This window comes from Micromonospora sp. NPDC051141 (genome assembly GCF_044455765.1).
Taxonomy (GTDB): domain Bacteria; phylum Actinomycetota; class Actinomycetes; order Mycobacteriales; family Micromonosporaceae; genus Micromonospora.
In genome coordinates this window covers 204376-229249 of the sequence record NZ_JBITFD010000011.1, presented here as the reverse complement: position 1 = coordinate 229249, position 24874 = coordinate 204376, and the positions used below count along the sequence as shown (strand labels likewise).

General features: G+C 74.0%; 25 protein-coding genes and 3 pseudogenes. 19 read left to right on the top strand and 9 right to left on the bottom strand.

Annotation, left to right across the window (positions count from 1 at the left end):
* Window positions 1-7: 7 nt before the first annotated feature.
* Together ACIA6B_RS21900 and ACIA6B_RS21895 are read right to left on the bottom strand one after the other, a co-directional pair.
* Window positions 8-868, bottom strand: coding sequence for a hypothetical protein (locus ACIA6B_RS21900; protein WP_396775793.1), 861 nt, complete (start codon window positions 866-868; stop codon window positions 8-10).
* Between the two features lie 153 nt (window positions 869-1021).
* Window positions 1022-1807: an enoyl-CoA hydratase-related protein gene (locus tag ACIA6B_RS21895; protein ID WP_396775791.1), complete on the bottom strand. Its 786-nt coding sequence runs from the start codon at window positions 1805-1807 to the stop codon at window positions 1022-1024.
* A 19-nt stretch (window positions 1808-1826) separates the two neighbouring features.
* Here ACIA6B_RS21895 and hemW point away from each other — a divergent pair, with 19 nt between their 5' ends.
* Window positions 1827-3050, top strand: a complete 1224-nt coding sequence (gene hemW / locus ACIA6B_RS21890; protein ID WP_396775906.1) for a radical SAM family heme chaperone HemW — start codon at window positions 1827-1829, stop codon at window positions 3048-3050.
* Between the two features lie 42 nt (window positions 3051-3092).
* Here the strand turns inward: hemW and ACIA6B_RS21885 are convergent, their stop codons facing one another.
* On the bottom strand, window positions 3093-3740 hold the full coding sequence (locus ACIA6B_RS21885) for a DUF4870 domain-containing protein (RefSeq protein ID WP_396775790.1): 648 nt from the start codon (window positions 3738-3740) through the stop codon (window positions 3093-3095).
* 208 nt (window positions 3741-3948) lie between these two features.
* Between ACIA6B_RS21885 and hrcA the strand changes: the two genes are divergently transcribed.
* The 3 genes from hrcA (at window position 3949) to ACIA6B_RS21870 (ending at window position 6924) form a co-directional block, all read left to right on the top strand.
* Window positions 3949-4974, top strand: coding sequence for a heat-inducible transcriptional repressor HrcA (gene hrcA / locus ACIA6B_RS21880; RefSeq protein ID WP_107155704.1), 1026 nt, complete (start codon window positions 3949-3951; stop codon window positions 4972-4974).
* 71 nt (window positions 4975-5045) lie between these two features.
* The gene (gene dnaJ, locus ACIA6B_RS21875) at window positions 5046-6188 is read left to right on the top strand and encodes a molecular chaperone DnaJ (protein ID WP_199199573.1); all 1143 of its coding nucleotides are present in this window, start codon (window positions 5046-5048) and stop codon (window positions 6186-6188) included.
* Window position 6189: 1 nt separating this feature from the next.
* The gene (locus ACIA6B_RS21870) at window positions 6190-6924 is read left to right on the top strand and encodes a 16S rRNA (uracil(1498)-N(3))-methyltransferase (protein ID WP_396775788.1); all 735 of its coding nucleotides are present in this window, start codon (window positions 6190-6192) and stop codon (window positions 6922-6924) included.
* Window positions 6925-7066: 142 nt separating this feature from the next.
* Here the strand turns inward: ACIA6B_RS21870 and ACIA6B_RS21865 are convergent, their stop codons facing one another.
* Entirely contained in the window at window positions 7067-7828 is a 762-nt protein-coding gene (locus tag ACIA6B_RS21865) for an SDR family NAD(P)-dependent oxidoreductase (RefSeq protein WP_396775786.1), read from the bottom strand.
* A 37-nt stretch (window positions 7829-7865) separates the two neighbouring features.
* On the opposite strand from ACIA6B_RS21865, the gene ACIA6B_RS21860 reads away from it, so the two are divergent.
* The 10 genes and pseudogenes from ACIA6B_RS21860 to ACIA6B_RS21815 all read left to right on the top strand — a co-directional run bounded on the left by ACIA6B_RS21860 (window position 7866) and on the right by ACIA6B_RS21815 (window position 16351).
* Window positions 7866-8210, top strand: coding sequence for a histidine triad nucleotide-binding protein (locus tag ACIA6B_RS21860; protein ID WP_107155707.1), 345 nt, complete (start codon window positions 7866-7868; stop codon window positions 8208-8210).
* Window positions 8211-8213: 3 nt separating this feature from the next.
* Complete coding sequence (locus ACIA6B_RS21855) at window positions 8214-9590, top strand: serine hydrolase domain-containing protein (RefSeq protein WP_396775785.1); 1377 nt, start codon at window positions 8214-8216, stop codon at window positions 9588-9590.
* 133 nt (window positions 9591-9723) lie between these two features.
* A pseudogene (locus ACIA6B_RS21850) lies at window positions 9724-10419 on the top strand (PhoH family protein); the annotation flags it as partial.
* A pseudogene (locus ACIA6B_RS21845) lies at window positions 10408-11181 on the top strand (LAGLIDADG family homing endonuclease); the annotation flags it as partial. The pseudogenes ACIA6B_RS21850 and ACIA6B_RS21845, both read left to right, overlap by 12 nt.
* 309 nt (window positions 11182-11490) lie before the next feature.
* A pseudogene (locus tag ACIA6B_RS21840) lies at window positions 11491-11853 on the top strand (PhoH family protein); the annotation flags it as partial.
* Window positions 11854-11870: 17 nt separating this feature from the next.
* A complete protein-coding gene (ybeY, locus tag ACIA6B_RS21835; protein WP_396775783.1) occupies window positions 11871-12344 on the top strand; it encodes an rRNA maturation RNase YbeY in 474 nt (157 codons plus the stop codon).
* Window positions 12320-13726, top strand: a complete 1407-nt coding sequence (locus ACIA6B_RS21830; RefSeq protein WP_396775904.1) for a hemolysin family protein — start codon at window positions 12320-12322, stop codon at window positions 13724-13726. Before ybeY ends, ACIA6B_RS21830 begins: the two co-directional genes overlap by 25 nt.
* Entirely contained in the window at window positions 13719-14105 is a 387-nt protein-coding gene (locus ACIA6B_RS21825) for a cytidine deaminase (RefSeq protein ID WP_281937199.1), read from the top strand. The genes ACIA6B_RS21830 and ACIA6B_RS21825 overlap by 8 nt, the downstream gene beginning before the upstream one ends.
* On the top strand, window positions 14102-14998 hold the full coding sequence (gene era / locus ACIA6B_RS21820; protein WP_396775780.1) for a GTPase Era: 897 nt from the start codon (window positions 14102-14104) through the stop codon (window positions 14996-14998). The genes ACIA6B_RS21825 and era overlap by 4 nt, the downstream gene beginning before the upstream one ends.
* Before the next feature lie 120 nt (window positions 14999-15118).
* Window positions 15119-16351, top strand: a complete 1233-nt coding sequence (locus ACIA6B_RS21815) for an acyltransferase (RefSeq protein ID WP_396775779.1) — start codon at window positions 15119-15121, stop codon at window positions 16349-16351.
* A gap of 81 nt (window positions 16352-16432) precedes the next feature.
* Here ACIA6B_RS21815 and ACIA6B_RS21810 read toward each other — a convergent pair whose 3' ends face one another.
* Window positions 16433-17236: a DUF4097 family beta strand repeat-containing protein gene (locus tag ACIA6B_RS21810; protein ID WP_396775777.1), complete on the bottom strand. Its 804-nt coding sequence runs from the start codon at window positions 17234-17236 to the stop codon at window positions 16433-16435.
* Window positions 17237-17338: 102 nt separating this feature from the next.
* Here ACIA6B_RS21810 and recO point away from each other — a divergent pair, with 102 nt between their 5' ends.
* From recO to ACIA6B_RS21790, 4 genes are all read left to right on the top strand, one after another.
* Window positions 17339-18214 (top strand): DNA repair protein RecO, encoded by an 876-nt coding sequence (gene recO, locus ACIA6B_RS21805; protein ID WP_396775775.1) that lies wholly within the window; start codon window positions 17339-17341, stop codon window positions 18212-18214.
* A 32-nt stretch (window positions 18215-18246) separates the two neighbouring features.
* A complete protein-coding gene (locus ACIA6B_RS21800) occupies window positions 18247-19023 on the top strand; it encodes an isoprenyl transferase (RefSeq protein ID WP_396775902.1) in 777 nt (258 codons plus the stop codon).
* Window positions 19024-19090: 67 nt separating this feature from the next.
* The gene (locus ACIA6B_RS21795) at window positions 19091-19276 is read left to right on the top strand and encodes a hypothetical protein (protein ID WP_107155717.1); all 186 of its coding nucleotides are present in this window, start codon (window positions 19091-19093) and stop codon (window positions 19274-19276) included.
* Between the two features lie 113 nt (window positions 19277-19389).
* A complete protein-coding gene (locus ACIA6B_RS21790) occupies window positions 19390-19590 on the top strand; it encodes a thioredoxin reductase (RefSeq protein ID WP_396775774.1) in 201 nt (66 codons plus the stop codon).
* A gap of 78 nt (window positions 19591-19668) precedes the next feature.
* Here the strand turns inward: ACIA6B_RS21790 and gndA are convergent, their stop codons facing one another.
* Both gndA and ACIA6B_RS21780 read right to left on the bottom strand, forming a co-directional pair.
* Window positions 19669-21111, bottom strand: coding sequence for an NADP-dependent phosphogluconate dehydrogenase (gndA, locus tag ACIA6B_RS21785; RefSeq protein ID WP_396775772.1), 1443 nt, complete (start codon window positions 21109-21111; stop codon window positions 19669-19671).
* Between the two features lie 128 nt (window positions 21112-21239).
* Window positions 21240-21536 (bottom strand): MTH1187 family thiamine-binding protein, encoded by a 297-nt coding sequence (locus tag ACIA6B_RS21780; RefSeq protein WP_107155720.1) that lies wholly within the window; start codon window positions 21534-21536, stop codon window positions 21240-21242.
* Window positions 21537-21811: 275 nt separating this feature from the next.
* On the opposite strand from ACIA6B_RS21780, the gene ACIA6B_RS21775 reads away from it, so the two are divergent.
* A complete protein-coding gene (locus ACIA6B_RS21775; RefSeq protein ID WP_396775770.1) occupies window positions 21812-22150 on the top strand; it encodes a hypothetical protein in 339 nt (112 codons plus the stop codon).
* Window positions 22151-22388: 238 nt separating this feature from the next.
* Here ACIA6B_RS21775 and ACIA6B_RS21770 read toward each other — a convergent pair whose 3' ends face one another.
* Entirely contained in the window at window positions 22389-23189 is an 801-nt protein-coding gene (locus ACIA6B_RS21770; RefSeq protein WP_396775768.1) for an energy-coupling factor transporter transmembrane component T family protein, read from the bottom strand.
* Window positions 23186-24784, bottom strand: coding sequence for an ATP-binding cassette domain-containing protein (locus tag ACIA6B_RS21765; RefSeq protein ID WP_396775766.1), 1599 nt, complete (start codon window positions 24782-24784; stop codon window positions 23186-23188). The genes ACIA6B_RS21770 and ACIA6B_RS21765 overlap by 4 nt, the downstream gene beginning before the upstream one ends.
* Window positions 24785-24874 lie beyond the last annotated feature (90 nt).

Here is a 24874-nt window from a genome sequence, read left to right as displayed (position 1 = left end):
ACCGTGCTCAGGTGTCGGCGAAGACCTCGGCCAGCACCTGCGTCGCCGGGTCGCCCTTCACCCGCCCCCAGGTGCCCTGCTCCGCGGTCCACTCCAGGCTGCCGAAGCGGACCCGCTTCACGCCGTTGTCGTCGGCGTGGGAGACCAACCAGTGGGCGTAGCGCCAGCCGTCGCGGTCGTCACCGGCCGGCACGGTCAGGCCGGTCAGCGTCGTCGCCGCGGTCAGGCGGGGCAGGCCCCAGTCCAGGGTGAGACCCTCCAGCACCGCGCTGGCGGCGGCCGGGCCCCGTAGCGTCGGAGTCGACCCGACCGTGCAGGCCACCGCGCCGGTCGCCTGGCCGAGCAGCGCGCGGGTGAGGACCTCCGACTCGTCCGCCCACTTCTGGTACGCCTCGGGGTAGGCCGACCGCTGCACCCGCTGGGCGGCCTCGGTGACCCGCATCCGCTCCCAGCCCTTGACCTTCTTCAGCGCGGCGTAGAACTTCCGGGTCGCGTAGCGCGGGTCCTGGATCTCCTCCGGGGTGCCCCAGCCCTGGCTCGGGCGCTGCTGGAACAGGCCGAGCGAGTCCCGGTCGCCGTGCGCGATGTTGCGCAGGTGCGACTCCTGGTAGGCGGTCGCCAGCGCCACCACCACCGCGCGCTCGGGCATCCGGCGCTGGACGCCGATGGCGGCGATGGTGGCCGCGTTGGCCATCTGGTCGGCGCCCAGCACCACCTCGCCGTCGGCCTGGACGGTGCAGGTCCGGCTGGCCAGCGGCAGCCGCAGGTGGTGACCGAACTGTTTGGTCACGAACCAGATCGCGAGCAGGGCCAGCACGCACACCACCACACCAGATGCCACGATCGCCGGTCGCGTCCGCACCCGCACCCCCTGTCCTGACAGTCCGCCCAGCGTACGTCGCCCGTCCCACTTTCCGGCTCGGCCGACCGGCCTGCTCGCCGCCGCGTCACCGCCCCGTGACGGGTAGCCGTCAAGCGGGGGCCATACCTATGCCGGAGGCGTCAACCGGGGGCCCTCCTGCTATTCGCCGGCGGGCACCCACGCCGCCGGACGCTTCTCGCGGAACGCGAGCACCCCCTCCCGTCCCTCCTCGGAGAGGAAGTACCCGGTGGAGAGCGCCGCCAACGCGGCGATCTCCGCCCGCAGGTCGGTGGCGGCCGGGCGGCGCAGCAGCTCCTTCGCCCCGGCGAGGGCCTTCGGCGCGCCCTTCACCAGCGCCGCGCGGTAGCGCTCCACGGCGGCGTCCAGCCCGTCCGCCGGCACGGCGGCGGTGACCAAACCGATCTCGGCGGCCCGCCGGCCGTCGAACGTCTCCCCGGTCAGGTACAGCTCGGCGGCGGCCCGCGGGCTCAGCCGGGGCAGCACGGTCGCCGAGATCACCGCCGGGATCACGCCGATCCGGACCTCGGTGAACGCGAACGTCGCCTCCTCGGCGCAGACCACCAGGTCGGCGGCGGTGATCAGGCCCAACCCGCCGGCCCGGGCCGGCCCGGCCACCTTCGCCAGCACCGGCTTCGGGCACTCCCGCACGGCGACCAGCACGTCGCCGAGCATGCCGGCCGGCACGCTCCCGCTGGCGTACGCGGCGGCGGTCTCCTTCAGGTCGGCGCCGGAGCAGAAGACCGGGCCGGTGTGGTCCAGCACGATCGCCCGGACCGAGTCGTCGGCGACCGCCGCGGCCAGCCCGGCCAGCAGCTCGGTCATCAGCGGCGTGGAGAGCGCGTTGCGGTTGTGCGGGCTGTCCAGGGTGAGGGTGGTCACCCCACGGGCCGTGGCGACCCGCACGAGAGCGTCCGGAGAGGTCATGCCGGGCACACTAGTGGCCATGCCCGGCGTCCTTCCAGAAGGCGAACCCGTCCCGCGCGACGGGTCGCTGCCCGCCACCGCCCGCCGCGCCGTCGGCGCCCACGGCTTCGGCGTGTACGTGCACGTCCCGTTCTGCGCCAGCCGGTGCGGTTACTGCGACTTCAACACGTACACCGCCGCGGAGCTGGGCGGCGGGGTGAACCGGGAGACGTACGCCGACAGCGTGCTGGCCGAGCTGGCGCTCGCCGGCCGGGTGCTCGGCGACGCCCCGCCGCCCCGGGTGGACACCGTCTTCGTCGGCGGCGGCACACCCACCCTGCTGCCCGCCGACGACCTGGCCCGGATCCTGGACGCCGTCGACCGCACCTGGGGGCTGGCCGCCGACGCCGAGGTGACCACCGAGGCCAACCCCGAGTCGGTCACCCCGGAGTCGCTGAAGACGCTGCGGGCGGCCGGCTACACCCGGATCTCGCTGGGCATGCAGTCCGCCGCGCCGGGCGTGCTCGCCGTGCTCGACCGGCGGCACAGCGCGGGTCGGGCCACCGCCGCCGCCGCCGAGGCCCGCGACGCCGGGTTCGACCACGTCAACCTGGACCTGATCTACGGCACGCCGGGGGAGACCGCGGACGACTTCGCCGCCTCGCTGGCCCAGGTGGTCGACGCCGGCGTGGACCACGTCAGCGCGTACGCCCTGATCGTGGAGGACGGCACCCGGCTGGCCGCGCGGATGCGCCGGGGCGAGCTGCCGTACCCCTCCGACGACGTGGCGGCGGACCGCTACCTGGCCGCGGAGGCGGCGCTGCACGCGGCCGGTTTCTCCTGGTACGAGGTCTCCAACTGGGCCCGCTCGGAGGCGGCCCGGTGCCGGCACAACCTGCTCTACTGGACCGGCGCGGACTGGTGGGGCCTGGGCCCGGGGGCGCACAGCCACGTCGGCGGCGTGCGCTGGTGGAACGTCAAGCACCCGGCCGGGTACGCGGAACGGCTGGCCGGCGGCGCCTCGCCGGCGCTGGCCCGGGAACGGCTCACCGCTGACGAACAGCACATGGAGGACGTGATGCTGCGGCTGCGGCTCGACTCCGGGCTGCCGCTGGACGTGCTGGACGAGGCCGGCCGGGCCGGCGCCGAGCGGGCCCGGGCCGGCGGTCTGCTCGACGACGCGGCGTACGCGGGCGGACGTGCCGTGCTCACGCTGCGCGGTCGACTGCTGGCCGACGGCGTGGTCCGCGACCTGCTGCCCTGACCGGTCCGGCCGGCCCCGCCGCGCGGGACCGGCCGGCGGCTGTCACTTGATCAGGCTGGCCGACATCGGGTAGCGGTAGAGCTGTCCCTCGTTGGCCTTCACGCCGCCCAGGATGCCGAAGATGATGCCGACGATCATGGCGCCGAAGCCGACCACCAGGCCGATCAGGATGCAGGTGAGGATCCAGCCGACCAGCGCGATGATCGACCAGATGAGCTGGAAGTTCAGCGCGGCGACCGCGTGCGCCCGTACGGTCGGGGACTGGTTGCCCCGGGCCAGCAGCGCCACCAGCGGCGCGACCCAGCCCAGCACGCCGCCGCCGATCAGCATCCCGGCCGCGCCGCCGAAGTGCGCCACCAGGGCCCAGGTCTTGTCGTCGTTGTTGGCGTAGCCGGCCGGCGGGCCGTAGGAGCCACCGGCGGGGTAGCCGCCGCCCGGCGCGCCGTAGCCCGGCGTGTCACCACCGGGCGGGGGATAGCCGCCCGGCGGGGGGTAGCCACCCGGCGGAGGCTGGCCGCCCGGGGGCGGATAACCGCCGGGCGGGGGATAGCCGCCGCCGCCCGGCGCCCCGGACAGTGGTGCGGTGGGGGGCTCGTCGGCCGGCGAGGAGCCGTACGGCGCCGACGGCGGGAACGGGTCGGGCTGGGGGCCGGGGTCCCCCGCTCCGGGAGGGCGAGGAGGTTCAGTCATGGACGTCACGGTAGGTCCCGGGGGCAAGCGGCACCAGGGCTGTTCGGCCTCGACGCGCCGTACTGTGCGCCGGACCGCACCCGGGGTGCGGCGCTGATCATCGCGCCGACGGGGGTGCCGACGTAGACTGGCACTCGCTACAGTCGAGTGCCAGTTGCCCGGCGGATGCCGCGCGTCGCCCGGCCGAGGTGCGTCAGGAGGTGGGGAGATGGGTCTCGACGACCGCAAGCTCGCCGTGCTGCGCGCCATCGTCGAGGACTACGTGGCCACGCAGGAGCCGGTGGGCAGCAAGGCCCTGGTCGAGCGGCACCAGCTCGGCGTCTCACCGGCGACCGTGCGCAACGACATGGCGGTGCTGGAGGAGGAGGGCTACATCCGGCAGCCGCACACCAGCGCCGGCCGGGTGCCCACCGACCGCGGCTACCGCCTCTTCGTCGACCGGCTCTCCCGGGTCAAGCCGCTCAGCCCGGCCGAGCGCCGGGCGATCGAGCGCTTCCTGGTCGGCGCCGTCGACCTCGACGACGTGGTGCACCGCACGGTCCGGCTGCTGGCCCAGCTCACCCGGCAGGTGGCCGTGGTGCAGTACCCGAGCCTGGCCCGCTCCAAGGTGCGCCACCTGGAACTGGTGCCGATCTCCACCACCCGGCTGATGGTCGTCATGATCGCCGACACCGGGCGGGTCGAGCAGCGGCTGGTCGAGCTGCCCGCCCCGGTCCCCGCCGAACACGTGACCGACCTGCGCCGGCTGGTCAACGAGAAACTGGTCGGCAGCCAGCTCGCCGAGACGCCCCCGCTGGTGCAGGCGCTGGTCGAGGAGTCCGCGCCGCACCTGCGCCCGGCCATGACCACGCTCTCCACCGTGCTGCTGGAGACGCTCGTCGAGCGGCACGAGGAACGGATCGCGCTGGCCGGCACCGCCAACCTCACCCGGGGTGGCCTGCTCGACTTCCAGGGCTCGCTGCGCCCCATCCTGGAGGCGCTCGAAGAGGAGGTCGTGCTGCTCAAGCTGATCGGCGAGACCGAGCCGAGCAACACCACCCGGGTGCTCATCGGCGACGAGAACGAGATCGACAATCTGCGGGCCGCCTCGGTGGTCAGCACCGGTTACGGCCCGGGTGCCACGATCGTCGGTGGGCTCGGCGTGCTCGGGCCCACCCGGATGGACTACCCCGGCAATATCGCCATGGTGAGGGCCGTGGCACGCTACGTGGGCGAACTGCTGGCCCAGAACTGACCAGTCAGGGCCGACGGCCGGAAACGGCCGGCGACCGGCGACGCGAGACGAACATGAGGACACCAGACGCAGTGGCCAGGGACTACTACGGAATTCTCGGCGTGAGCCGGGACGCCTCCGACGACGACATCAAGCGTGCCTACCGGAAGTTGGCGCGGCAGTACCACCCGGACGTCAATCCGGACCCGGAGGCACAGGAGAAGTTCAAGGACATCAACGCCGCGTACGAGGTCCTCTCGGACGACCGGAAACGGCAGATCGTCGACCTGGGTGGCGACCCGCTCGCCCCGGGTGGCGGCGGCGCGGGCGCGGGTGGCCCGGGCGGCGCCGGCCCGTTCGTCGGCTTCCAGGACATCATGGACGCGTTCTTCGGCGGCGCGGCGGGCGGCAGCCGGGGTCCCCGGCCGCGTACCCGGCCGGGCGCGGACGCGATCCTGCGGCTGGAGCTGGACCTCAACGAGACCGCGTTCGGCGTCGAGGCGCCGATCACGGTCGACACCGCGGTGCTCTGCACCACCTGCTCCGGCGCCGGCACCGCCGCCGGCACCCACCTGGCCACCTGCGAGGCGTGCGGCGGCCGGGGCGAGGTGCAGTCGGTGCAGCGGACGTTCCTCGGCCAGGTGGTCTCCGCCCGGCCGTGCACCGTCTGCCAGGGCTACGGCACCACGATCCCGCACCCCTGCCCGACCTGCGCCGGCGACGGGCGGGTGCGGACCCGCCGCTCGCTGACCGTCAAGATCCCGGCCGGCGTCGAGGACGGCATGCGGATCCGGCTGGCCCAGCAGGGCGAGGTCGGCCCGGGTGGCGGCACCGCCGGCGACCTCTACGTCGAGATCCACGAGCGGACCCACGACGTCTACTCGCGCAAGGGCGACGACCTGCACTGCCGGGTGACGGTGCCGATGACCGCCGCCGCGCTCGGCACCCGGCTGACCATCAAGACGCTGGACAGCGAGGAGATCGTCGACGTCAAGGCCGGCACCCAGCCCGGCAGCACGATGCGGTTGCGCGCCCGCGGCGTGCCGCACCTGCGCGGCACCGGCCGGGGCGACCTCTACGTCCACCTGGACGTGCGGACCCCGACCAAGCTCGACGCCGACCAGGAGCGGATGCTGCGCGACTTCGCCAAGACCCGCGGCGAGGAGGTCGCCGAGCTGACCAAGCAGGGCGGCTTCTTCTCCCGGATGCGCGACGCGTTCAACGGGCACGCCTGAGGTGTCGGCGCCGCTGTTCCTGGTCGAGGCGCTGCCCGCCGGTGACACGGTGACGCTGGACGGCCCGGAGGGCCACCACGCGGCCACCGTGCAGCGGCTGCGCGTCGGCGAGGAGCTGCTGCTCGCCGACGGCCGGGGCGGCACCGCCGCCGCCGTGGTCACCGCCGTCGGCCGGGGCGCGCTCGACCTGCGGATCACCTCCCGGGGGTACGCCGACGCGTGCGTCCCCCGGCTGGTGGTGGTGCAGGGGATCGCCAAGGGCGAGCGGGGTGAGCTGGCCGTGCAGGCGATGACCGAGGTCGGGGTGGACGAGATCGTGCCCTGGGCGGCGTCCCGTTCGGTCGCCCAGTGGCGCGGCGACCGGGGCGTCCGGGCCCGGGAAAAGTGGGTGGCCACCGCCCGGGAGGCCGCCAAGCAGGCCCGCCGCCCGTGGCTGCCGGTGGTGGCCGGCGCCCCGGACGAGTCCACCGCCACGGTGGCCCGCCGGATCGCCGGCGCCGACGCCGCCTTCGTGCTGCACGAGGAGGCCGACGAGCGGCTGACCACCGTCGCGCTGCCGTCGACCGGCGAGATCGTCCTGGTGGTCGGCCCCGAGGGCGGCATCGCCGAGCCGGAGCTGGCCGCGTTCCGCGAGGCCGGTGCCCGCCCGGTCCGCCTGGGCCCCTCGGTCCTGCGCACCTCCACCGCCGGCGTGGCCGCCCTCGCCGTCCTCTCCACCCGCCTCCCCCGCTGGTAACCCCCACCCCCGCCCCCTCACCCCTCTTGCCGCGCAGTTTCACGGAAAGAGGGGCTATTCGCGGCTGGACAGGCACTCTTTCCGTGAAACTGCGCGCGGTGGGGGCGGGGGTGGGGGTGGGGGAGGGGCGGGGTGGGTGGCGTCAGGTGCGGAGGTAGGAGGCGCCGTTCAGGTCGACGATGGTGCCGGACGCCCACTCCGCGTCGGGGCTGGCCAGCCAGTGGACGGCGGCGGCGATCTCCTCGGGGCGGGCCACCCGGTGGAACGGCGACTGCGCCCGGACCGCCTCGCCGCGCTCGCTCTTCAGGTGCTCGTTGGTCATGTCGGTCTCGACGAAGCCCGGGGCCACGCAGGCCACCCCGATGCCGTACGGCGCCAGCGCCACCGCGAGCGACTGCGCCATCGCGTTCATCCCCGCCTTGCTGGCCCCGTACGCCGGATTGGCAGGTTCGCCCCGGAACGCGCCCCGGGAGGAGACGTTCACGATCCGACCGCCCCGCTCCCGCATGTGCTGGGCGGCGCACCAGGCGGCGTTGGCGGCGCCGACGAGGTTGGTGTCCAGCACCTCGCGCCAGCGCGCCCGCCACTGCTCGTAGCTGCTCTCGAAGACCGGGTGCGGCGGGTCGGCCGGCCCGAACACCCCGGCGTTGTTGACCAGCACGTCGAGACCGCCGAGCAGCCGGGCCGCCTCGTCCACCATGGCCCGTACGGCGTCCGGGTCCGCCAGGTCGGCGCGGACCACCACGTGGCCGTCGCCGGGCAGTTCGGCGCGCAACGCCTCGGCCAGCCCGCCCGAGTCCCGGTGGTGGACCGCCACCCGGTCGCCGCCGGCCGCGAACGCCCGCGCCACCGCCCGCCCGATGCCCCGCGAGGCTCCCGTCACCAGTACCGCCCGTCCCGCCATGTCGGCCATCCTGCCGGACGTTCCCTACACTGCTGCGATGGACTGTCTGTTCTGCCGGATCGTCGCCGGGGAGATCCCCGCCACCATCGTCCGCGAGACCGCCACCACCCTCGCCTTCCGGGACATCGACCCGAAGGCCCCCACCCACGTGCTGGTGATCCCGAAGGAGCACTACGCGGACGTGGCCACCCTCGCCCAGGGCGATCCCACGTTGGCCGGTGAGGTGCTCCACACCGCCGCCCTGGTGGCCGAGGAGGAGGGCCTGACCGTGGACGGCTTCCGCCTCATGTTCAACACCGGCCCGTACGGCGGCCAGGAGGTCTTCCACGTGCACGCCCACCTGCTGGGTGGCGCGCCACTCGGCCCGATGCTCTGCCGCTGAGGCATGACCTCGATCTCCGACCGGCTCGACCGGATGGCCCGGCGGGCCCAGGCGAACGGGCGGGTCCCGGCGCTGTCGGCGGCGTTGCACCGGGCCGACCGGCCGCTCTGGGCCTGCGCGGTGGGCGGCACCGGCAACGACACCGTGCTCGATCCGGAGAGCGTCTTCCGGATCGGCTCGGTCACCAAGACGTTCACCGCGGTGCTGGTCATGCAGTGCCGCGACGACGGGCTGCTCGACCTGGACGACCCGATCGGGCGGCACCTTGACCTGCCCGCGCACCGCGAGCTGACCGTCCGTCGGCTGCTGTCGCACACCGCCGGCCTGCAACGCGAGCCGTACGGCGACGTGTGGGACACGCTGCGTGCCCCGTCCGTCGACGAGCTGCTGGCCGACCTGGCCCGGGTGGAGCGGGTGCTGCCCACCGGCCGTCGCTTCCACTACTCCAACCTCGGTCTGGCGCTGCTCGGCGAGGCGGTCGCCCGGCGGCGCGGCGGCACCTGGGCCGAGGTGCTCGCCGAGCGGGTGCTCGCCCCGCTGGGGTTGACCGCCACCGGCGTCACGCCGGGGGAGCGGGCCGTCACCGGTTTCCTGGTGGACGCGTACTCCGACGAGGCGCACCCGGAGCCGCCCGTCGACTTCGGCGCGGTGGCGCCGGCCGCCCAGCTCTGGAGCACCGCGCCGGACATGGCCCGCTGGGCGGCGTTCCTGGCCGACCCGGCCGCGCTGGACCCGGCCGGCGCGGTGCTCGCCCCGGCCACCGTCGAGGAGATGCGCTGGCCGCTCACCACCACCGACGAGTCGCTCTGGACGGCCGGTTTCGGGCTCGGGCTGATCCTGGTGCCCCGACCGGGCCGGGTGACCCACGTCGGGCACGACGGCGCGATGCCGGGCTTCCTGGCCGCCGTCTACGGTCGCCGTGGCGGCGAGGGCACCGCCGGAGCGATGGGCTGCGCGGTGCTCGGCTCGTCCGGCACCGGCGTCGAGGTGCTCGACCTGACGCACGAGCTGCTCGCCGCCGCCGCCGAGCACGACCCGGCGGAGATCAAGCCGTGGCGTCCCGGCCCGCCCGCCCCGGAACACCTGCGCGGCATGCTGGGCCGCTGGTGGGGCGAGGGGTTCGAGTCCGTCTTCTCCTGGCACGACGGCGCGCTGCGGGCCCGGGGCGCGGACGACCCGGCCGGCAAGCCGCCGTCGGTGTTCGCGCCGCTGCCGGACCGGCCGGACGTGTTCCGCACGGTCTCCGGCCGGGAGGCGGGTGAGCTGCTCCGGCTCACCCGGGACGAGCGGGGCGCGGTGGTCCGGATGCACTGGGCGACCTACCGCTTCACCCGGCGGCAGGAGGCGTTCGACGGGTACGACTTCCGCGCCGGCGGCTGACCGCCGGGCACCGGAAATGGGCGCGGTGCGTACGGTGCCGACCCGATACGATGGAGGCCACCGTACGCCGCGCCAGCAGGGCCCGGCGCCGAGATCGGAGAGCAGGTGGCGCAGGGCCCGACGGGCCCGACCTATGACCGGCACCCCACCTCCCGACCCGCCCCGGGTGCAGACCAGGATCACGGTCGGAGACCAGAAGATCATGGTGAACCTGCTCGGCGCGGGCGACGAGATCCTGCGTCTCGTCGAACGCTCGGTCAGCAGCGACGTCCACGTGCGCGGCAACGAGATCACCATCACCGGTGCGCCCGCCGACAACGCCCTCGCCGAGCGTCTCTTCAGTGAGCTCCTCGAACTGATCGAGAAAGGCGAGACCCTGACCACAGACGCCGTTCGGCGTACCGTCGGCATGCTCGAGCAGGGCGGCGCCGAGCGGCCCGCCGAGGTCCTGACGCTCAACATCCTCTCCCGGCGCGGTCGCACCATCCGTCCCAAGACGCTCGGGCAGAAGCGCTACGTCGACGCGATCGACTCGCACACCATCGTGTTCGGCATCGGCCCGGCCGGCACCGGCAAGACCTACCTGGCCATGGCGAAGGCGGTCCAGGCGCTCCAGGCCAAGCAGGTCAACCGGATCATCCTGACCCGGCCGGCGGTCGAGGCGGGCGAACGGCTGGGGTTCCTGCCCGGCACGCTGAACGAGAAGATCGACCCCTACCTGCGCCCGCTCTACGACGCGCTGCACGACATGCTCGACCCGGAGTCCATCCCGAAGCTGATGGCCGCCGGCACGATCGAGGTCGCGCCGCTGGCATACATGAGGGGCCGGGCGCAGCCGCACCACGCCCGGGTGCTGACCCCGGAGGGGTTCCGGCCGTTCGGCTCGCTCCAGGTCGGTGACCTGGTAATCGGGTCGAACGGGACGCCCACGCCGGTGATCGGCATCTACCCGCAGGGCCCGAAGCAGGTCTATCGGGTCACCACGCAGGACGGGGCGTCCACGCTCTGCTGCGGCGAGCACCTGTGGACCGTCGCCACGCCGGACGACAAGCGGCGTGGCCGGCGGCGCACCATCGAGACGCAGGAGATGATCGGCAAGGAGTGGCGGGGCCGCACCCGCCGCTACGAGCTGCCGCTTGTCGAACCGGTGCAGATGGCGTCGCGTGCGGTTCCGCTCGACCCGTACGCGGTCGGGCTGTTGCTCGGCGACGGCGCTTTCTCCACTCATGCGACGCCGGCCTTCTGCACCGCCGACCCCGAGTTGGCGGTCGCGCTGGAGGAGGCGCTTGTCGACATCGAGCTGGTCCGCAAGAACGACTACGACTACGTCCTCCGGCACGTCAACGGGCGTCGAGGTGGGGTGATCGTGGTCAACCCGGTGACGGCGGCGCTCCGCGAGCTGGGCCTCGCCGGAGCGAAGTCGGGCACGAAGTTCGTCCCCGAGGACTACCTGAACAACAGCGTCGGTGTCCGGCTGGCGGTGCTCCAGGGGCTGCTGGACACCGACGGTGGGCCGGTGGTCCAGTCCGGGCGCACCTGCCGGGTGCAGTACACGACCACGTCCGCACAGTTGGCGGACGACGTGGTCCACCTGGTCGAGTCACTCGGCGGGGTGGCCACGGCGCGGGTCCGTCCGGCCGAGGGTCGTAAGCCCGGCCTGGCGAACGGCCGCCCGGTTCCCTACCGGTCCGACGCCTATGTCGTGGAGATCCGTCTTCCGGCCGGTGTCGCGCCGTTCCGCCTGTCGCGCAAGCGCAGGCTGTACGACGAGCACGGCGGTGGCCGGCCGATGCGGTTCATCGACTCGATCATCCCGGCCGGGGTGCAGGAGACGATGTGCATCCAGGTCGCGGCAGAGGACTCGCTTTACGTCACCGACGACTTCCTGGTCACCCACAACACGCTCAACGACGCGTTCATCATCTTGGACGAGGCGCAGAACACCACGCCCGAGCAGATGAAGATGTTCCTCACCCGGCTCGGCTTCAACTCCAAGATCGTGGTCACCGGCGACATCACCCAGGTGGACCTTCCCGGCGGGACGAGCAGCGGCCTGCGGGTGGTCCGGGAGATCCTGAACAACGTCGAGGACGTGCACTTCGCCCAGCTCTCCAGCTCCGACGTGGTCCGCCACAAGTTGGTCGGTGAGATCGTCGACGCGTACGCCCGCTGGGACGCCGAGCGGGAGAACCAGCAGGCGCAGAGCGTGCACGCCGTGCCGGGGCGGACCGCCCAGGGCGGCCGGGCCGGTCGGCGCCGCTAACCACCAGAGGAAGACAGTTGTCCATCGAGATCGCCAACGAGTCGGGTGTCGACGTCGACACCGACGCCGTGCTCGCCGTCGCCCGGCACGCCCTCGACGAGATGGGGGTCAACCCGCTCGCCGAGCTGTCCGTGCTGCTGGTCGACATCGAATACATGTCGGAGCTGAACCACCGCTGGATGGGCGGTGACGGCCCGACCGACGTGCTCGCGTTCCCGATGGACGAGGGAAGCGTCGACCACGGCCCGGGCGAGAGCAGCCCGGCCGGCGGCGAGCCGGCCCTGCTCGGCGACATCGTGCTCTGCCCGGAGGTGGCCGCCAAGCAGGCGGCCACCGCCGGGCACTCCGCCGCCGACGAGCTGCACCTGCTCACCGTGCACGGCGTGCTGCACCTGCTCGGCTACGACCACGCCGAGCCCGAGGAGGAGCGGGAGATGTTCGGTCTCCAGGCCCGGCTGCTGGCCAGCTGGCGGTCGACCCGGCCCCGGTGATGGTCACTCTCGCGGCGGCGGACCCGGCCGGCCTGCCCGATCTTCAGCTCCTGTTCTTCGGGGCCGGGCTGGTGGTGCTCGCCGGTCTGATCGCGATGACCGAGGCGGCGCTGGCGGCGGTCTCCCCGGCGCGTGCGGCCGAGCTGGCCCGCGACGGGGCGCGCGGCGCGCGTGCCCTCCAGGCGGTCGCCGGCGACGTGGTCCGCCATCTCAACCTGCTGCTCCTGCTCCGCCTGCTGGCCGAGTTGACCGCCACCACGCTCGTCGCGCTGGTGGCGGTGGACACGTTCGGCGCCGGCTGGCGGGCGGCCCTGGTCACCGCCGGGGCGATGACGGTGGTCAGCTTCGTGGTGGTCGGTGTCGCGCCGCGCACGCTGGGCCGGCAGCACGCCTACGCGGTCGGTCGGGCGGTCGCGCCGCTGGTGCGCTGGTTGGGGCGGGCGCTCAACCCACTGGCGTCGCTGCTGATCCTGATCGGCAACGCGGTGACTCCGGGCAAGGGCTTCCGCGAGGGGCCGTTCGCCACCCAGGTGGAGCTGCGTGAGCTGGTCGACCTGGCCGAGCAGCGCGGCGTGGTGGAGCACGGCGAGCGTCAGATGATCCACTCGGTCTTCGCGCTCGGCGACACGATCGCCCGTGAGGTGATGGTGCCGCGTACCGAGATGGTGTGGATAGAGGAACGTAAGACGCTCGCGCAGGCGTTGGCGCTCTTCCTGCGGTCCGGGTTCTCCCGCATCCCGGTGATCGGCGAGAACGTCGACGACGTGCTCGGCGTGCTCTACCTGAAGGATCTGATCCGGCGGACCCAGGGTGACCGGGGGGCGCGGCAGATGCCGGTGGCCGAGCTGATGCGCCCGGCGACGTTCGTGCCGGAGTCCAAGCCGGTGGACGACCTGCTCTCCGAGATGCAGGCGGCCCGGAACCACCTGGTCATCGTGGTCGACGAGTACGGCGGCACCGGCGGGCTGGTCACCATCGAGGACATCCTGGAGGAGATCGTCGGTGAGATCACCGACGAGTACGATGTCGAGCGCCCACCGGTGGAGCATCTGCCGGACGGGGCCGTGCGGGTGACCGCCCGGTTGCCGGTGGAGAATCTGGGCGAGCTGTTCGACACCGACCTGCCCACCGACGAGGTGGAGACGGTCGGTGGCCTGCTCGCCCAGGCGCTCGGCCGGGTGCCCATCCCGGGCGCCGAGGCCGAGGTGGCCGGCCTGCGGCTGATCGCCGAGGGCACCACCGGCCGACGGAACCGGATCGACACCGTGCTGGTGAGCCGGTCCGAGCCGGGTTCCGCGCCGGACGGCGCGGGGCGGCCCGATCCGACCGAGTCCCGTGGCAACCACAACCGTTCCGAGGAGAGGCAACCCGCCGATGCCTGAGTCACCCGCCGTGCCGGCCGCCCGGCCCACCCCCGCCGATCCGGCCGAGCTGAGCGCCGAGGACGGCAAGCTGGTCGTGCTGGCCCGGGGCGCCCGGGGTCGGGTGGGCGCCGTGGAGGGCGCGGCGGTCCGCGACCAGGACGGCCGGACGTACGCGGCGGCCAGCGTGGCGCTGCCGTCGCTGACCCTGACCGCGCTCCAGTTGGCGGTCGCCTCGGCGGTGGCCGCGGGCGCGAGCCGGCTGGAGGCCGCGGTGGTGGTGACCGAGGCGTCGACGCTGGACGGGGCCGGCCACGCCGCGGTGCGTGACCTCTCCGCCGACGCGCCGATCCACGTGGCCGCGCCGGACGGCTCGGTGCTCGGCACGGTGGTCGAGTGACGACCCCCGAGGACCGCCCGTACCGGGCGGGTTTCGCCTGTTTCGTCGGCCGGCCGAACGCCGGCAAGTCGACGCTCACCAACGCGATCGTCGGCACCAAGATCGCCATCACGTCGAGCAAGCCGCAGACCACGCGGCACGTCATCCGGGCGGTGCTGCACCGGCCGGAGTCGCAGCTCGTGCTGGTCGACACGCCCGGCCTGCACCGTCCCCGCACGCTGCTCGGCGAGCGCCTCAACGACCTGGTCCGGGAGACCTGGAGCGAGGTCGACGTGATCGGGCTCTGCGTGCCGGCGAACGAGCCGGTCGGCCGGGGCGACCGGTTCATCACCGGCGAGCTGGCCAGTCTCAAGGCGACCGTGCTGGCCGTGGTCACCAAGACCGACCTGGTGGACAAGAAGCGCCTGGCCGAGCAACTGCTCGCGGTGAGCGAGCTGGGTGAGTTCGCTGCCGTGGTGCCGGTGAGCGCGGTCTCCGGCCATCAGGTCGACACGCTCGTCGACGTGATGACCGGCTACCTGCCGGAGTCGCCCCAGCTCTACCCGGACGACATGCTCACCGAGGACCCGGAACAGGTGCTCGTCGCCGAGCTGGTCCGGGAGGCGGCGCTGGAGGGGGTCCGGGACGAGCTGCCGCACTCCATCGCCGTGGTGGTGGAGGAGATGATCCCGGAGGGCAACCTCACGAAGATCTACGCGGATCTCTACGTGGAGCGGTCCAGCCAGAAGGCGATCGTCATCGGTCACCGGGGCAGCCGGCTCAAGCACGTCGGCACCACCGCGCGCCGGCAGATCGAGGAGCTGCTGGGCACCCGGGTCTACCTGGACCTGCACGTGCGGGTGGCGAAGGACTGGCAGCGCGACCCGAAGCAGTTGCGCAAGCTCGGCTTCTGAGGGCCGGATCAGTCAGTCTTATGGGGCATCTCACGTTGCGTGGGCGTTCTTACACGTTTCACCGGCGGCGGGAGCAGGGTAGGGACTTCTGTCCCTGCCCCCGGACCCCGCTGCGAGCTGATGCGAAACCGCTACCTCGACCTGCTCCGCTTCCTGGCCATCCTGCGCGTCGTCACCTACCACGTCACCGGCTACGCCACGCTCACGCTGGTGTTCCCGGCGATGGCGGTGATGTTCGCCCTGGCCGGGTCGCTGATGGCCGCGTCGCTGGACCGCGGCGGGGTGTCCGCCGTGGGGCGCCGGCTGCGTCGGCTGCTGCCCTCGCTCTGGGTGGCGGCGGCGGTCTTCGTGCCGGCGATGCTGCTCACCGGGCTGGCGTTCGAGCCGAAGGTGCTGCTCTGGCTCTTCCCGATCAGTGACCCGCCGGCCAACTACTGGGGCGGGCTGGCGCTCAGCCCGATCTGGTACCTGCGGGACTACCTCTGGTTCGTGCTCGCCTCGCCGGTGGCGCTGTGGCTGTTCCGCCGCGCGCCGCTGCCCACGCTTGTCGCCCCGTACGCGCTGCTCGCCGCCATCGAGTTCGGCATCCTGCTGAACCCGCCGACGGTGCTGCGCGAGTTCGGCCTCTACTTCGGCGCGTGGCTGCTCGGCTTCGCCCACCACGACGGCCTGCTGCGCCGGATGCGCAACCGGGTGCTGCTGCCGGTCGCCGGTGTGCTCGGCGCGGCCGGTCTGGCCTGGATCGTCACCCATCCCGGGCCGCGCGGCTACGACATCAACGACATCCCGCTGGGCAACGCGCTCTGGGCGACCGCGTTCATCCTGGTGGCGATCGGCCGGGCGCCCGCGGGCGCGGCGTGGGTCGACCGGTTCCCTGTGTTCGGCCGGGCGGTGACCGTGGTGAACCGGCGGGCGCTCACCGTCTACCTCTGGCACATGCCGTTCGTGGTGGCGCTCACCCCGCTGGTCGGCCTGGTCGGTTGGTCGCCACGGGACCCGGTCGGCCTGTGGCTGCGGGTGGGGTTGGTCTTCGTGCTCGTCGGCGTGGTGACGTTGCTGGTCGGCTGGGTCGAGGACGTGGCTGCCCGGCGTACCCCCGAACTGGTGCCCGGCCGGCCACGGCGGACCGTGTCGGCGCGGGCGGCGGACGCCCCGGCCAGCCCGGCCCCGGCCGGCGCGGCCGGCCGACTGGTCGGCGCCGGGGCCCGGGTGCCGGCGCCCCGCCGTGCTCCCGGACCGACGACCGGCCGATCCGACGGGCCGCCCGCCGACGCCGACGCGCCCCGGGACCGGGCCGCCGGGTCGTCCCCGGGCCGCGCCGCCGGATCATCCGGCGTCCGCGCCGCCGACTGAGCGGCGTCCGCGCCGCCGACTGAGCGGCGTCCGCGCCGCCGACTGAGCGGCGTCCGCGCCGCCGACTGAGCGGCGGCCGGCTCAGCGGCTGCTGACGGTGACGTCGCCGCTGGTGGCCGTCACGTCGAGCAGCAGGGACGCGCCGGGGTCGTTCGGCACCCGCACGTCGGCGTCGCCGGACTTCGCGTCGGCCCGTACGCGGTACCGGCCGGCCGGCACGGCGAGGTCGATGTTCCCGCTGGTGACGTGCAGTCGGACCGGGGCCGGCTGGTCCAGCTCGACGGTCAGGTTGCCCGGGGCCGCTTCCGCGTCGACCGCGGAGGCGAGCCGGCGGGCCTCGATGTCGCCCGAGCCGGTCCGTAGCCGGACCGGACCAGCCACCTCGGTCAGCCGGATGTTGCCCGAGGCGGTGGAGGCGCGGACCTCGCCGCCGGCTCCGCTGACGGTCAGGTCGCCGGAGCTGAGCGTGAACTCCACCGCCCCGACCTCGGTGAGGTCGACGTTGCCCGAGCCGGTGCCGCCCCGGACCGCCACGCCGGGCGGCGCGGTCACCTCCCAGGAGATGCTGCACCGCTGCCCGCAGTCGGTGGGCAGCACCAACTCGTCGCCCCTGATCTCGTACCGGCTGTCCGGCTCGCCGCCCTGGTAGCGGACCACGCGCTTGATCTGCACCTGGTCGACCGGGCCGGTGCCGCGCACCACCACGTCCCCGGAGCCGTCGCCGTCGCCGTCCACGGTGATCCGGGTGATCTTCGCGCGTTCGGTCTGGTCGTAGTCGAGCCGGCGGAACGAGAGGGTGTCACACCCGGCGAGCACGATGAGCGCGGCGGTCGCGGTCGCCGCCACCACCGCACGCGGCCGGAGCGCCGTTCGGAGCGAAGCCATGGCCAGCACACTAGGGCCGGCCGGGTGACCGCCACATCCGGGATCGCCCGCCGGTCCACCCCGAGCCGACCCTGAGATCGCACCCCGAGAGAGAATGGACCGATGGCCGGGTACCGCCGACAGCTCTACCGCGACGACGCGGTGGTGCTGCGCGTGCAGAAACTGGGCGAGTCCGACCGGATCATCACGCTGTTCACCCGCCGGCACGGCCGGTTGCGCGCGGTGGCTCGGGGCGTCCGGCGCACCACCAGCAGGTTCGGCGCCCGGCTGGAGCCGTTCGGCCACGTCGACCTCCAACTCGCCGGCGACCCCAAGGGCAACCAGGGCAGCTCGCTGCACACCGTGAGCCAGGTCGAGGCGATCGAGCTGTACGGCAAGCGGTTCCTCGGCGACTACCCCCGCTACACGGCGGCCAGCGCGATCGCCGAGACCGCCGAACGGCTGACCCCGATCGAGCGGGAGCCGTCGCTGCGGCTGTTCCAGCTCACCCTCGGCGCGATGAAGTCCCTGGCCCGCGGCGACCACGCCACCACGCTGGTGCTCGACGCGTACCTGCTGCGCGGCATGGCGTTCGCCGGCTGGGCGCCGGCGCTGGCCGCCTGCGCGGTCTGCGGCGAGCCGGGTCCGCACCGCGCGTTCTCGGTGCCGGCCGGCGGCGCCGTCTGCCCGGACTGCCGGCCGCCCGGCGCTGCCCATCCCGCGCCGGCCACGTTCGTGCTGATGTCCGCGCTGACCACCGGCGACTGGGCGTACGCCGACGCCGCCGAGAACGGCGTACGCCGGGAGTGCAGTGGGCTGGTCGCGGCGCACCTCCAGTGGCATCTGGAGCGCGCGCTACGCTCGCTGCCGCTGGTCGACCGGGGTGCCCCGGCGCCCGGCGCGGTCCCGCCGCCCGGCGGCGCGGGCCCGGGTGTGGTCCCGCCGCGCACCGGCGCCGGGCCCGCCGTCGCTGGTGTGAACAGGGAGATGACCGAGTGATCCGATCGACGAGGGCGCACCGCCGTGAGCCGGTGCCGCCGACCCCGCACCCGTCCGGTGCCCGGCCGCCGGCGTTGCCGCCCGCCGCGGTGCCCCGGCACGTCGCCATCGTGATGGACGGCAACGGCCGCTGGGCCAAGGAACGGGGGCTGCCCCGCACCAAGGGGCACGAGCAGGGCGAGCACAGCCTGTTCGACACCGTCGAGGGCGCGATCGAGATGGGCATCCCCTACCTGTCCGCGTACGCGTTCTCCACCGAGAACTGGCGTCGTTCGCCGGACGAGGTCCGCTTCCTGATGGGCTTCAACCGCGACGTCATCCGCCGTCGCCGGGACCAGCTCGTCGACCTGGGCGTCCGGGTGGTGTGGTCGGGCCGGGCCGGGCGGCTCTGGAAGAGCGTCATCTCCGAGTTGCAGACCGCCGAGGAGATGTCGCGGGACAACTCGACGCTGACGCTCCAGTTCTGCGTCAACTACGGCGGCCAGGCGGAGATCGCCGACGCCGCCGCCGCGATCGCCCGGGACGTCGCCGCCGGCAGGCTGCATCCGGACAAGGTCACCGAGAAGACGGTGGCGCGTTACCTCTACCACCCCGAGGTGCCCGAGGTGGACATGTTCCTGCGTCCCTCCGGCGAGCAGCGCATCTCGAACTTCCTGCTCTGGCAGACCGCGTACGCGGAGCTGGTCTACCTGGACACGCTCTGGCCCGACTTCGACCGCCGTCATCTCTGGTACGCCTGCGAGCTGTACGCCCAGCGGGACCGCCGCTTCGGCGGCGCGCTGCCCAACCCGGTGGCCCCGGGAGTCTGAGCTCACGCTTACCGACGCGACGCGCTGGGTACCGGTAGGGACAACAGCAAACGCGGAGGTGAACCACATGATTCAGAAGCGGATCGGGCAGTGGGCGGTCATGGCGGTCGCCGTGCCGCTGGCGGCGGCCGGCGCCCGCCGGCTCAGCCACACGCTGGAGGCCCGTCGCGGGCCGACCGGGGTGAGCCGCCTGCTGACCAAGGGCGCGGACCTGCTCCGGCCGCAGAAGGCCAAGCGGCGTCGGTTCTTCTGACCTGCCGGCCGGCGTCGGCCGGCCATCGGCGGAACGCCCCGCATCCGTAAGGCGTTCCGCCTTACCATCGGCGCAGGGCGCGCCGCCGGGACGCGCCGCCACGGGGGTGGAAGATGCGCGATCTCCGGTACGAGATGACGGCCGCCCTGGCCGCCGCCGACCTGGTGGAGCCGAGCCGCCGGGAGTCCGTCGCCGAGCTGTGCGCCGGCGTCGCGGAGCGGTGGTGCGCCGACCTCGGGCACACCCCCACCGTCCGGTCCGGCGAGATCGGCGAGCTGGCCGCCGGTGAGCCGGCGGCGGACTGGGCCCGGTGACCCGGCGACGGCCCCGACCCGACGCGATCGACGCCGCGCCGTGGACCCGGGCCGCCCGCCGGGTGAGCGTGGTGGGGCTCAGTCCTCCACTTCGGAGCGGTCCCCGGCCCAGCGGGTGTGGAACGCGCCGTCCCGGTCCACCCGGTGGTAGGTGTGCGCGCCGAAGTTGTCCCGCAGCCCCTGGATCAGCGCGGCCGGCAGCCGCTGCGCCCGCAGCGCGTCGAAGTAGGCCAGCGACGACGCGAAGGCCGGGGTCGGCACGCCCGCCCGGGCCGCGTCGGCCACCACCCGTCGCCAGGCCGGGACACCGGCGCTGACCCGGTCGGCGAACCACGGCGCGACGAGCAGCGTCGCCAGCTCCGGCTCGCCGTCGTACGCCTCCCGGATGCGGTCCAGGAAGCGGGCCCGGATGATGCAGCCGCCCCGCCAGATGGTGGCCGTGCCGCCCAGGTCGATGTTCCAGTCGTACTCCCGGCTGCCGGCCCGGATGTGGTCGAAGCCCTGCGCGTACGCGACGATCTTGCTGGCCAGCAGCGCGCGGCGCACGTCCTCGACGAACGTGTCCCGGTCCTCCACCTGCCACTTCTCGCCGGCGTCGGCGAACACGCGGCGGGCCGCCTCACGCTGGTCCGCGTGGCCGGACAGCGAGCGGGCGAACGTGGCCTCGGCGATGCCGGTGATCGGGATGCCCAGGTCCAGCGCGCTCTGCACGGTCCAGCGGCCGGTGCCCTTCTGCTCGGCCTGGTCGAGCACCACGTCCACGAACGCGTGGCCGGTCGCCGCGTCGGTGTGCCCGAGCACCTCCGCGGTGATCTCGATCAGGAACGACTCCAGCTCGCCGCCGTTCCACTCCCGGAAGATGTCCGCGATCTCCGCCGGGCTCGCCGACAGGCCGGCCCGCAACAGGTCGTACGCCTCGGCGATGAGCTGCATGTCGGCGTACTCGATGCCGTTGTGCACCATCTTCACGAAGTGGCCGGCGCCGTCCGGGCCGACGTGCCGGCAGCAGGGCGCGCCCTCGACCTGCGCGGCGATCTTCTCGAAGATCGGCCCGAGTTTCTGGTAGGACTCCGCCGAGCCGCCCGGCATGATGCTCGGGCCGCGCAGCGCGCCCTCCTCGCCGCCGGAGACGCCGGTGCCGACGAAGTGCAGCCCGTGCTCGCGCAGCGCCTCCTCGCGGCGGCGGGTGTCGGCGAAGTGCGCGTTGCCGCAGTCGACGACGATGTCCCCCTCCTCCAGCAGCGGGATCAGCTCGTCGATCACGGCGTCGGTCGGCGCGCCGGCCTTCACCATCACGATCACCGCGCGGGGCCGCTCCAGCGAGGCGACGAAGTCGGCGAGCGACTCGGACGGCACGAACGTGCCCTCGTCACCGTGCTCGGCGACCAGGCTGCGGGTGCGCTCCGGCGACCGGTTGTGCACCGCCACGGCGAAGCCGTTGCGGGCCAGGTTCCGGGCCAGGTTGCGACCCATCACGGCCAGACCGGTGACCCCGATCTGCGCCGTCGCCTGCTCTGCCATGCGTACCGCCACCTCTCGTCCGCGCCGCTGACCGCGGCCGTCCTCGTTACCGTCCTGCGACCGTATCGCGGTCGTGGCGTGAGGGGATCACACCGCGACGAGGGGTGAGGAGGCGGTGGCGGCGCGTCTCATCCCTCGGCGAGACGCGCCTCGATGTGCGCCACCTTCGCGGTCAACGCGTCGGTCACGCCGGGGCGCAGGTCGGCCTTGAGCACCAGGCTGACCCGGGGCGCCTGGGCCGCGACGGTGTCGACGGCCCGCTTCACCACCGCCATCACCTCGTCCCACTCACCCTCGACGGTGGTGAACATGGCATCGGTCCGGTTCGGCAGGCCGGACTCGCGGACCACCCGGACGGCGTCGGCGACCGGGTCGCCCACGGACTCACCCACGCCGAGCGGGGTGATGGAGAACGCGACAAGCATGCCGACGATGGTGTCAGCAATTCGGGTGCGGGTGTCGGTGGCGTCGGGTTAGCGTGTCGGCATGCGCAACTGACGCCCTTCCTCCGAGCCGGTCCGCCGCCGTAGCTGCCGCGGACCCGTCCTGCTCCGGGCGTCCCGCATCCCGTCCCGCCGCCGTTGTTCGTGGTGTCTGTCGCGGTCGGATCGCACCGGATCGCACCCGCTCGGCGCGCCCCCGTACGGCGTGCCCCCGGCGCGACCGTGGTCGGCGCGCCCGACAGACAGGAGGCCCGCGGATGCCCGCGAAGCGCAACCCGAAGAAGTCCCGCAAGCCGTCGTCGTCCCCGCTGGGGCTGACGCCGACGGATCTCGACGCGCTCTCCGCGTCCCCGTCGACACCGGTGATCCTGCCCGTTGCGACGCCCGGTTCGGCGTTTGTCGATCCGGTGTCGGCTGGTTCAGCGCCGATCGAGCCGGAGCCGGCTGGTTCGACGTCGGTTGGTTCGACGTCGGTTGGTTCGACGTCGGCTCGCTCGGCACCGAAGGCCGGCCCGTCCGCCGGCCGCGACGCCCGGTTGGCCGGCCGAAGCCAGCGAGCCGGCCAGAACCGGTTCTACGCCTACCGGCGCGGCTGATCCTCACCCGTTTCCGGTCTCTGCGCACCCTGTCACGGGGTGCGCAGAGGCCGCGATAGATCGTGGAAGCTCCCGGCCCTCCAAGGGCCCTTTCCTTCCAAGATCGCCCCGCAACGCGTCGATCATGAGGTTGGCGGCGACAGAACGGACAGGAAATGCCGCCAGCTTCATGATCGCCGGGCCGGGGCCGGGGCCGGGGCCGGGGCGGGAGGGGGGCGGAGGAGGGCAGGGGCGGGGGTCAGCCGATCAGGGGGCGGAAGGTGCCGAGGAGGACGCTGGTGGTCAGGGCGGCGCCGGCCAGCAGCGCGGCGGCGAGCACGAGCAGGGCGTCCGCGCGGGTGAAGCGCTGTCGGCGGGCGACCGTACGCGGGGTGCCCGCGTCGAAGCCGCGGGCGTCCATCGCCACGGCCAGCCGAGTGCCGCGCCGGATCGCGCCGACCAGCAGCGTGAACGCGGTGGACGCGAAGAGCCGCAGCTTGGCCACCGGGTTGCGGCCGGCGTCCACGCCCCGGGCCCGGCGGGCCATGCTGATCATCCGCCACTCCTGTTCCAGGAGCGGCACCAGCCGGAACGCGGCCAGCGCGCCGATGGCGAACCGGGCTGGCGCCTTCGCGTTCTGGATCAGCGCGTCGGCCAGTTCGGTCGGGTCCGTGGTGGCGAACACGATGATGCCGGGCAGCGCCACCGCGAGCATGCGCAGCACCAGCCCCAGCGCGGTGACCAGGACGCCCTGGGTGACCAGCACCGGCCCGGCCTCGACCAGCACCGGCCCGGACCGGTCGGCGGCGAAGAGCACCAGCGTGACCAGGATGCCGACGGCGGCGGCCAGCAGCGGCCACGCCCGGCGGGCCAGCACCCGGTAGCGGACCCCGAACAACGGCAGCACGGCCAGCTCGACCGCGATGGCGATGGCCGGCGCGACCGGGTCCAGCGTCGCCACCAGCACGAGGGTGAACACCATCGCGGCGGCCAGCTTCGCCACCGGGTTGCGCCGGGCCAGCGGGGCGCCCGGCGTCGCCACCGGCTCCATGTCGATCACGGCGCACCCGCCCCTGGGTCGGGCGGTGACGGACGCCGCTCCGAACCGGGACGGCCCGGCGGTGACGGCCGCCGCTCCGAAGCGGGACCGCCCGGCGGTGACGGCCGCCGCTCCGAAGCGGGACCGCCCGGCGGTGACGGACGCCGCGGAGAACCGGGCCGGACCGGTTCGTCGGACCCGGCCGGGCGGTCCAGGGTGAGCGTCCGGTCGGCCAGCGCGGCGACGAAGTCGGCGTCGTGGGTCACCGTGACCACGCCGTGGCCGGCGTCGCGCAGCTCGGCGAGCAGGTCGACCAGTTCCCGCCAGGTGCGCCGGTCCTGGCCGAACGTGGGCTCGTCGCAGATCAGCAGGCGGGGCGCGGTGGCCAGGGCGGTCGCCACGCTCAGCCGCCGCGCCTCGCCGCCGGAGAGGGTGTACGGGTTGGCGCCGGCCAGCCGGTCCAGTCGCAGCCGGTGCAGCAGCGCGTCCACGGTGGCGGTGACCGCCGCCTCGGACTGCCCGGTCCGGCGCGGGCCGAGCGCCAGTTCGTCGCGGACCGTGCCGGTGACGAACTGGTGCTCCGGGTCCTGGAAGACCGAGCCGATCCGGCGGGCCAGCGCCGGCGCCCGCCAGCGGTGCGGGGGAGTGCGCGCGTCCCGCCCGGCCAGTTCCGTGGCCGCGGTGACCGTGCCGGTGTCGGGGCGCAGCAGGCCGCCGAGGAGCAGCGCCAGCGTGGACTTGCCGGCGCCGTTCGGGCCGAGGACGGCGAGCGCCTCGCCGGCGCGTACCCGGAGGTCGGTGGGGGCCAGCCGGGGCGGCAGGCCGAGCCGGTCGGCGGTGAGCAGCACGTCGCCGGCCGGCGCGGTGGCGGGTCGCGGCGGCACGGTGTGCCCGGGCACCCAGACCCCGGCGGCGGCCAGCGCCTCGCCGTGCGCGGCGAAGACCGCGTCGGGCGGCCCGTCGGCGCGCACCCCGCCACCCGGTTCCAGCACCACCACCCGGTCGACGAGCGGCAGCGCCTCGGCGACCCGGTGCTCCACCAGGATCAGCGTGGTGTCCGGGTCGAGCGCGTCCGCGACCGCCCGGCGGATCAGCGCGGCGCCGGCCGGGTCGAGGTTGGCGGTCGGCTCGTCGAGCAGCAGCAGGCCGGGACGCAGCGCGAGCGCCCCGGCGAGGGCCAGCCGTTGCTGCTCGCCGCCGCTGAGCGCGGCGGTCGGGCGGTCCCGGTGGTAGGGGAAGCCGACCCGGCGCAACGCCTCGTCGACCCGGGGCCAGATCTCCTCGGCCGGCACGCCGCGGTTCTCCAGCCCGAACGCGACGTCGTCGCCGGAGCGGGCCATCACGAGCTGGGTCTCCGGGTCCTGGAACAGCACGCCGACGCGTTCGCGGGCCTTGCGCGGGTCCAGCCCGTCGATCTCGACGGTGCCCTCCTGCTCGCCGGAGTCCTCCGGCAGCAGCCCGGCCAGCGCCGCCAGCAGCGTGCTCTTCCCCGCCCCTGACGCCCCCAGCAGCAGCACCCGCTCCCCGCCCTCGACACGCAGATCAACCCCGCGCACCGCCCACGCCCGGCGTCCCCCGTGCCGCCACCCGAACCCCCGCAGAACCACCCCGCTCACCGCGCCACCCCCTCCCCAGCCTCGTTGATCAAGGAGTTTGCGTCAGGAAAACCCGCCCATGGTTGACGCAAACTCCTTGATCAACAGGGG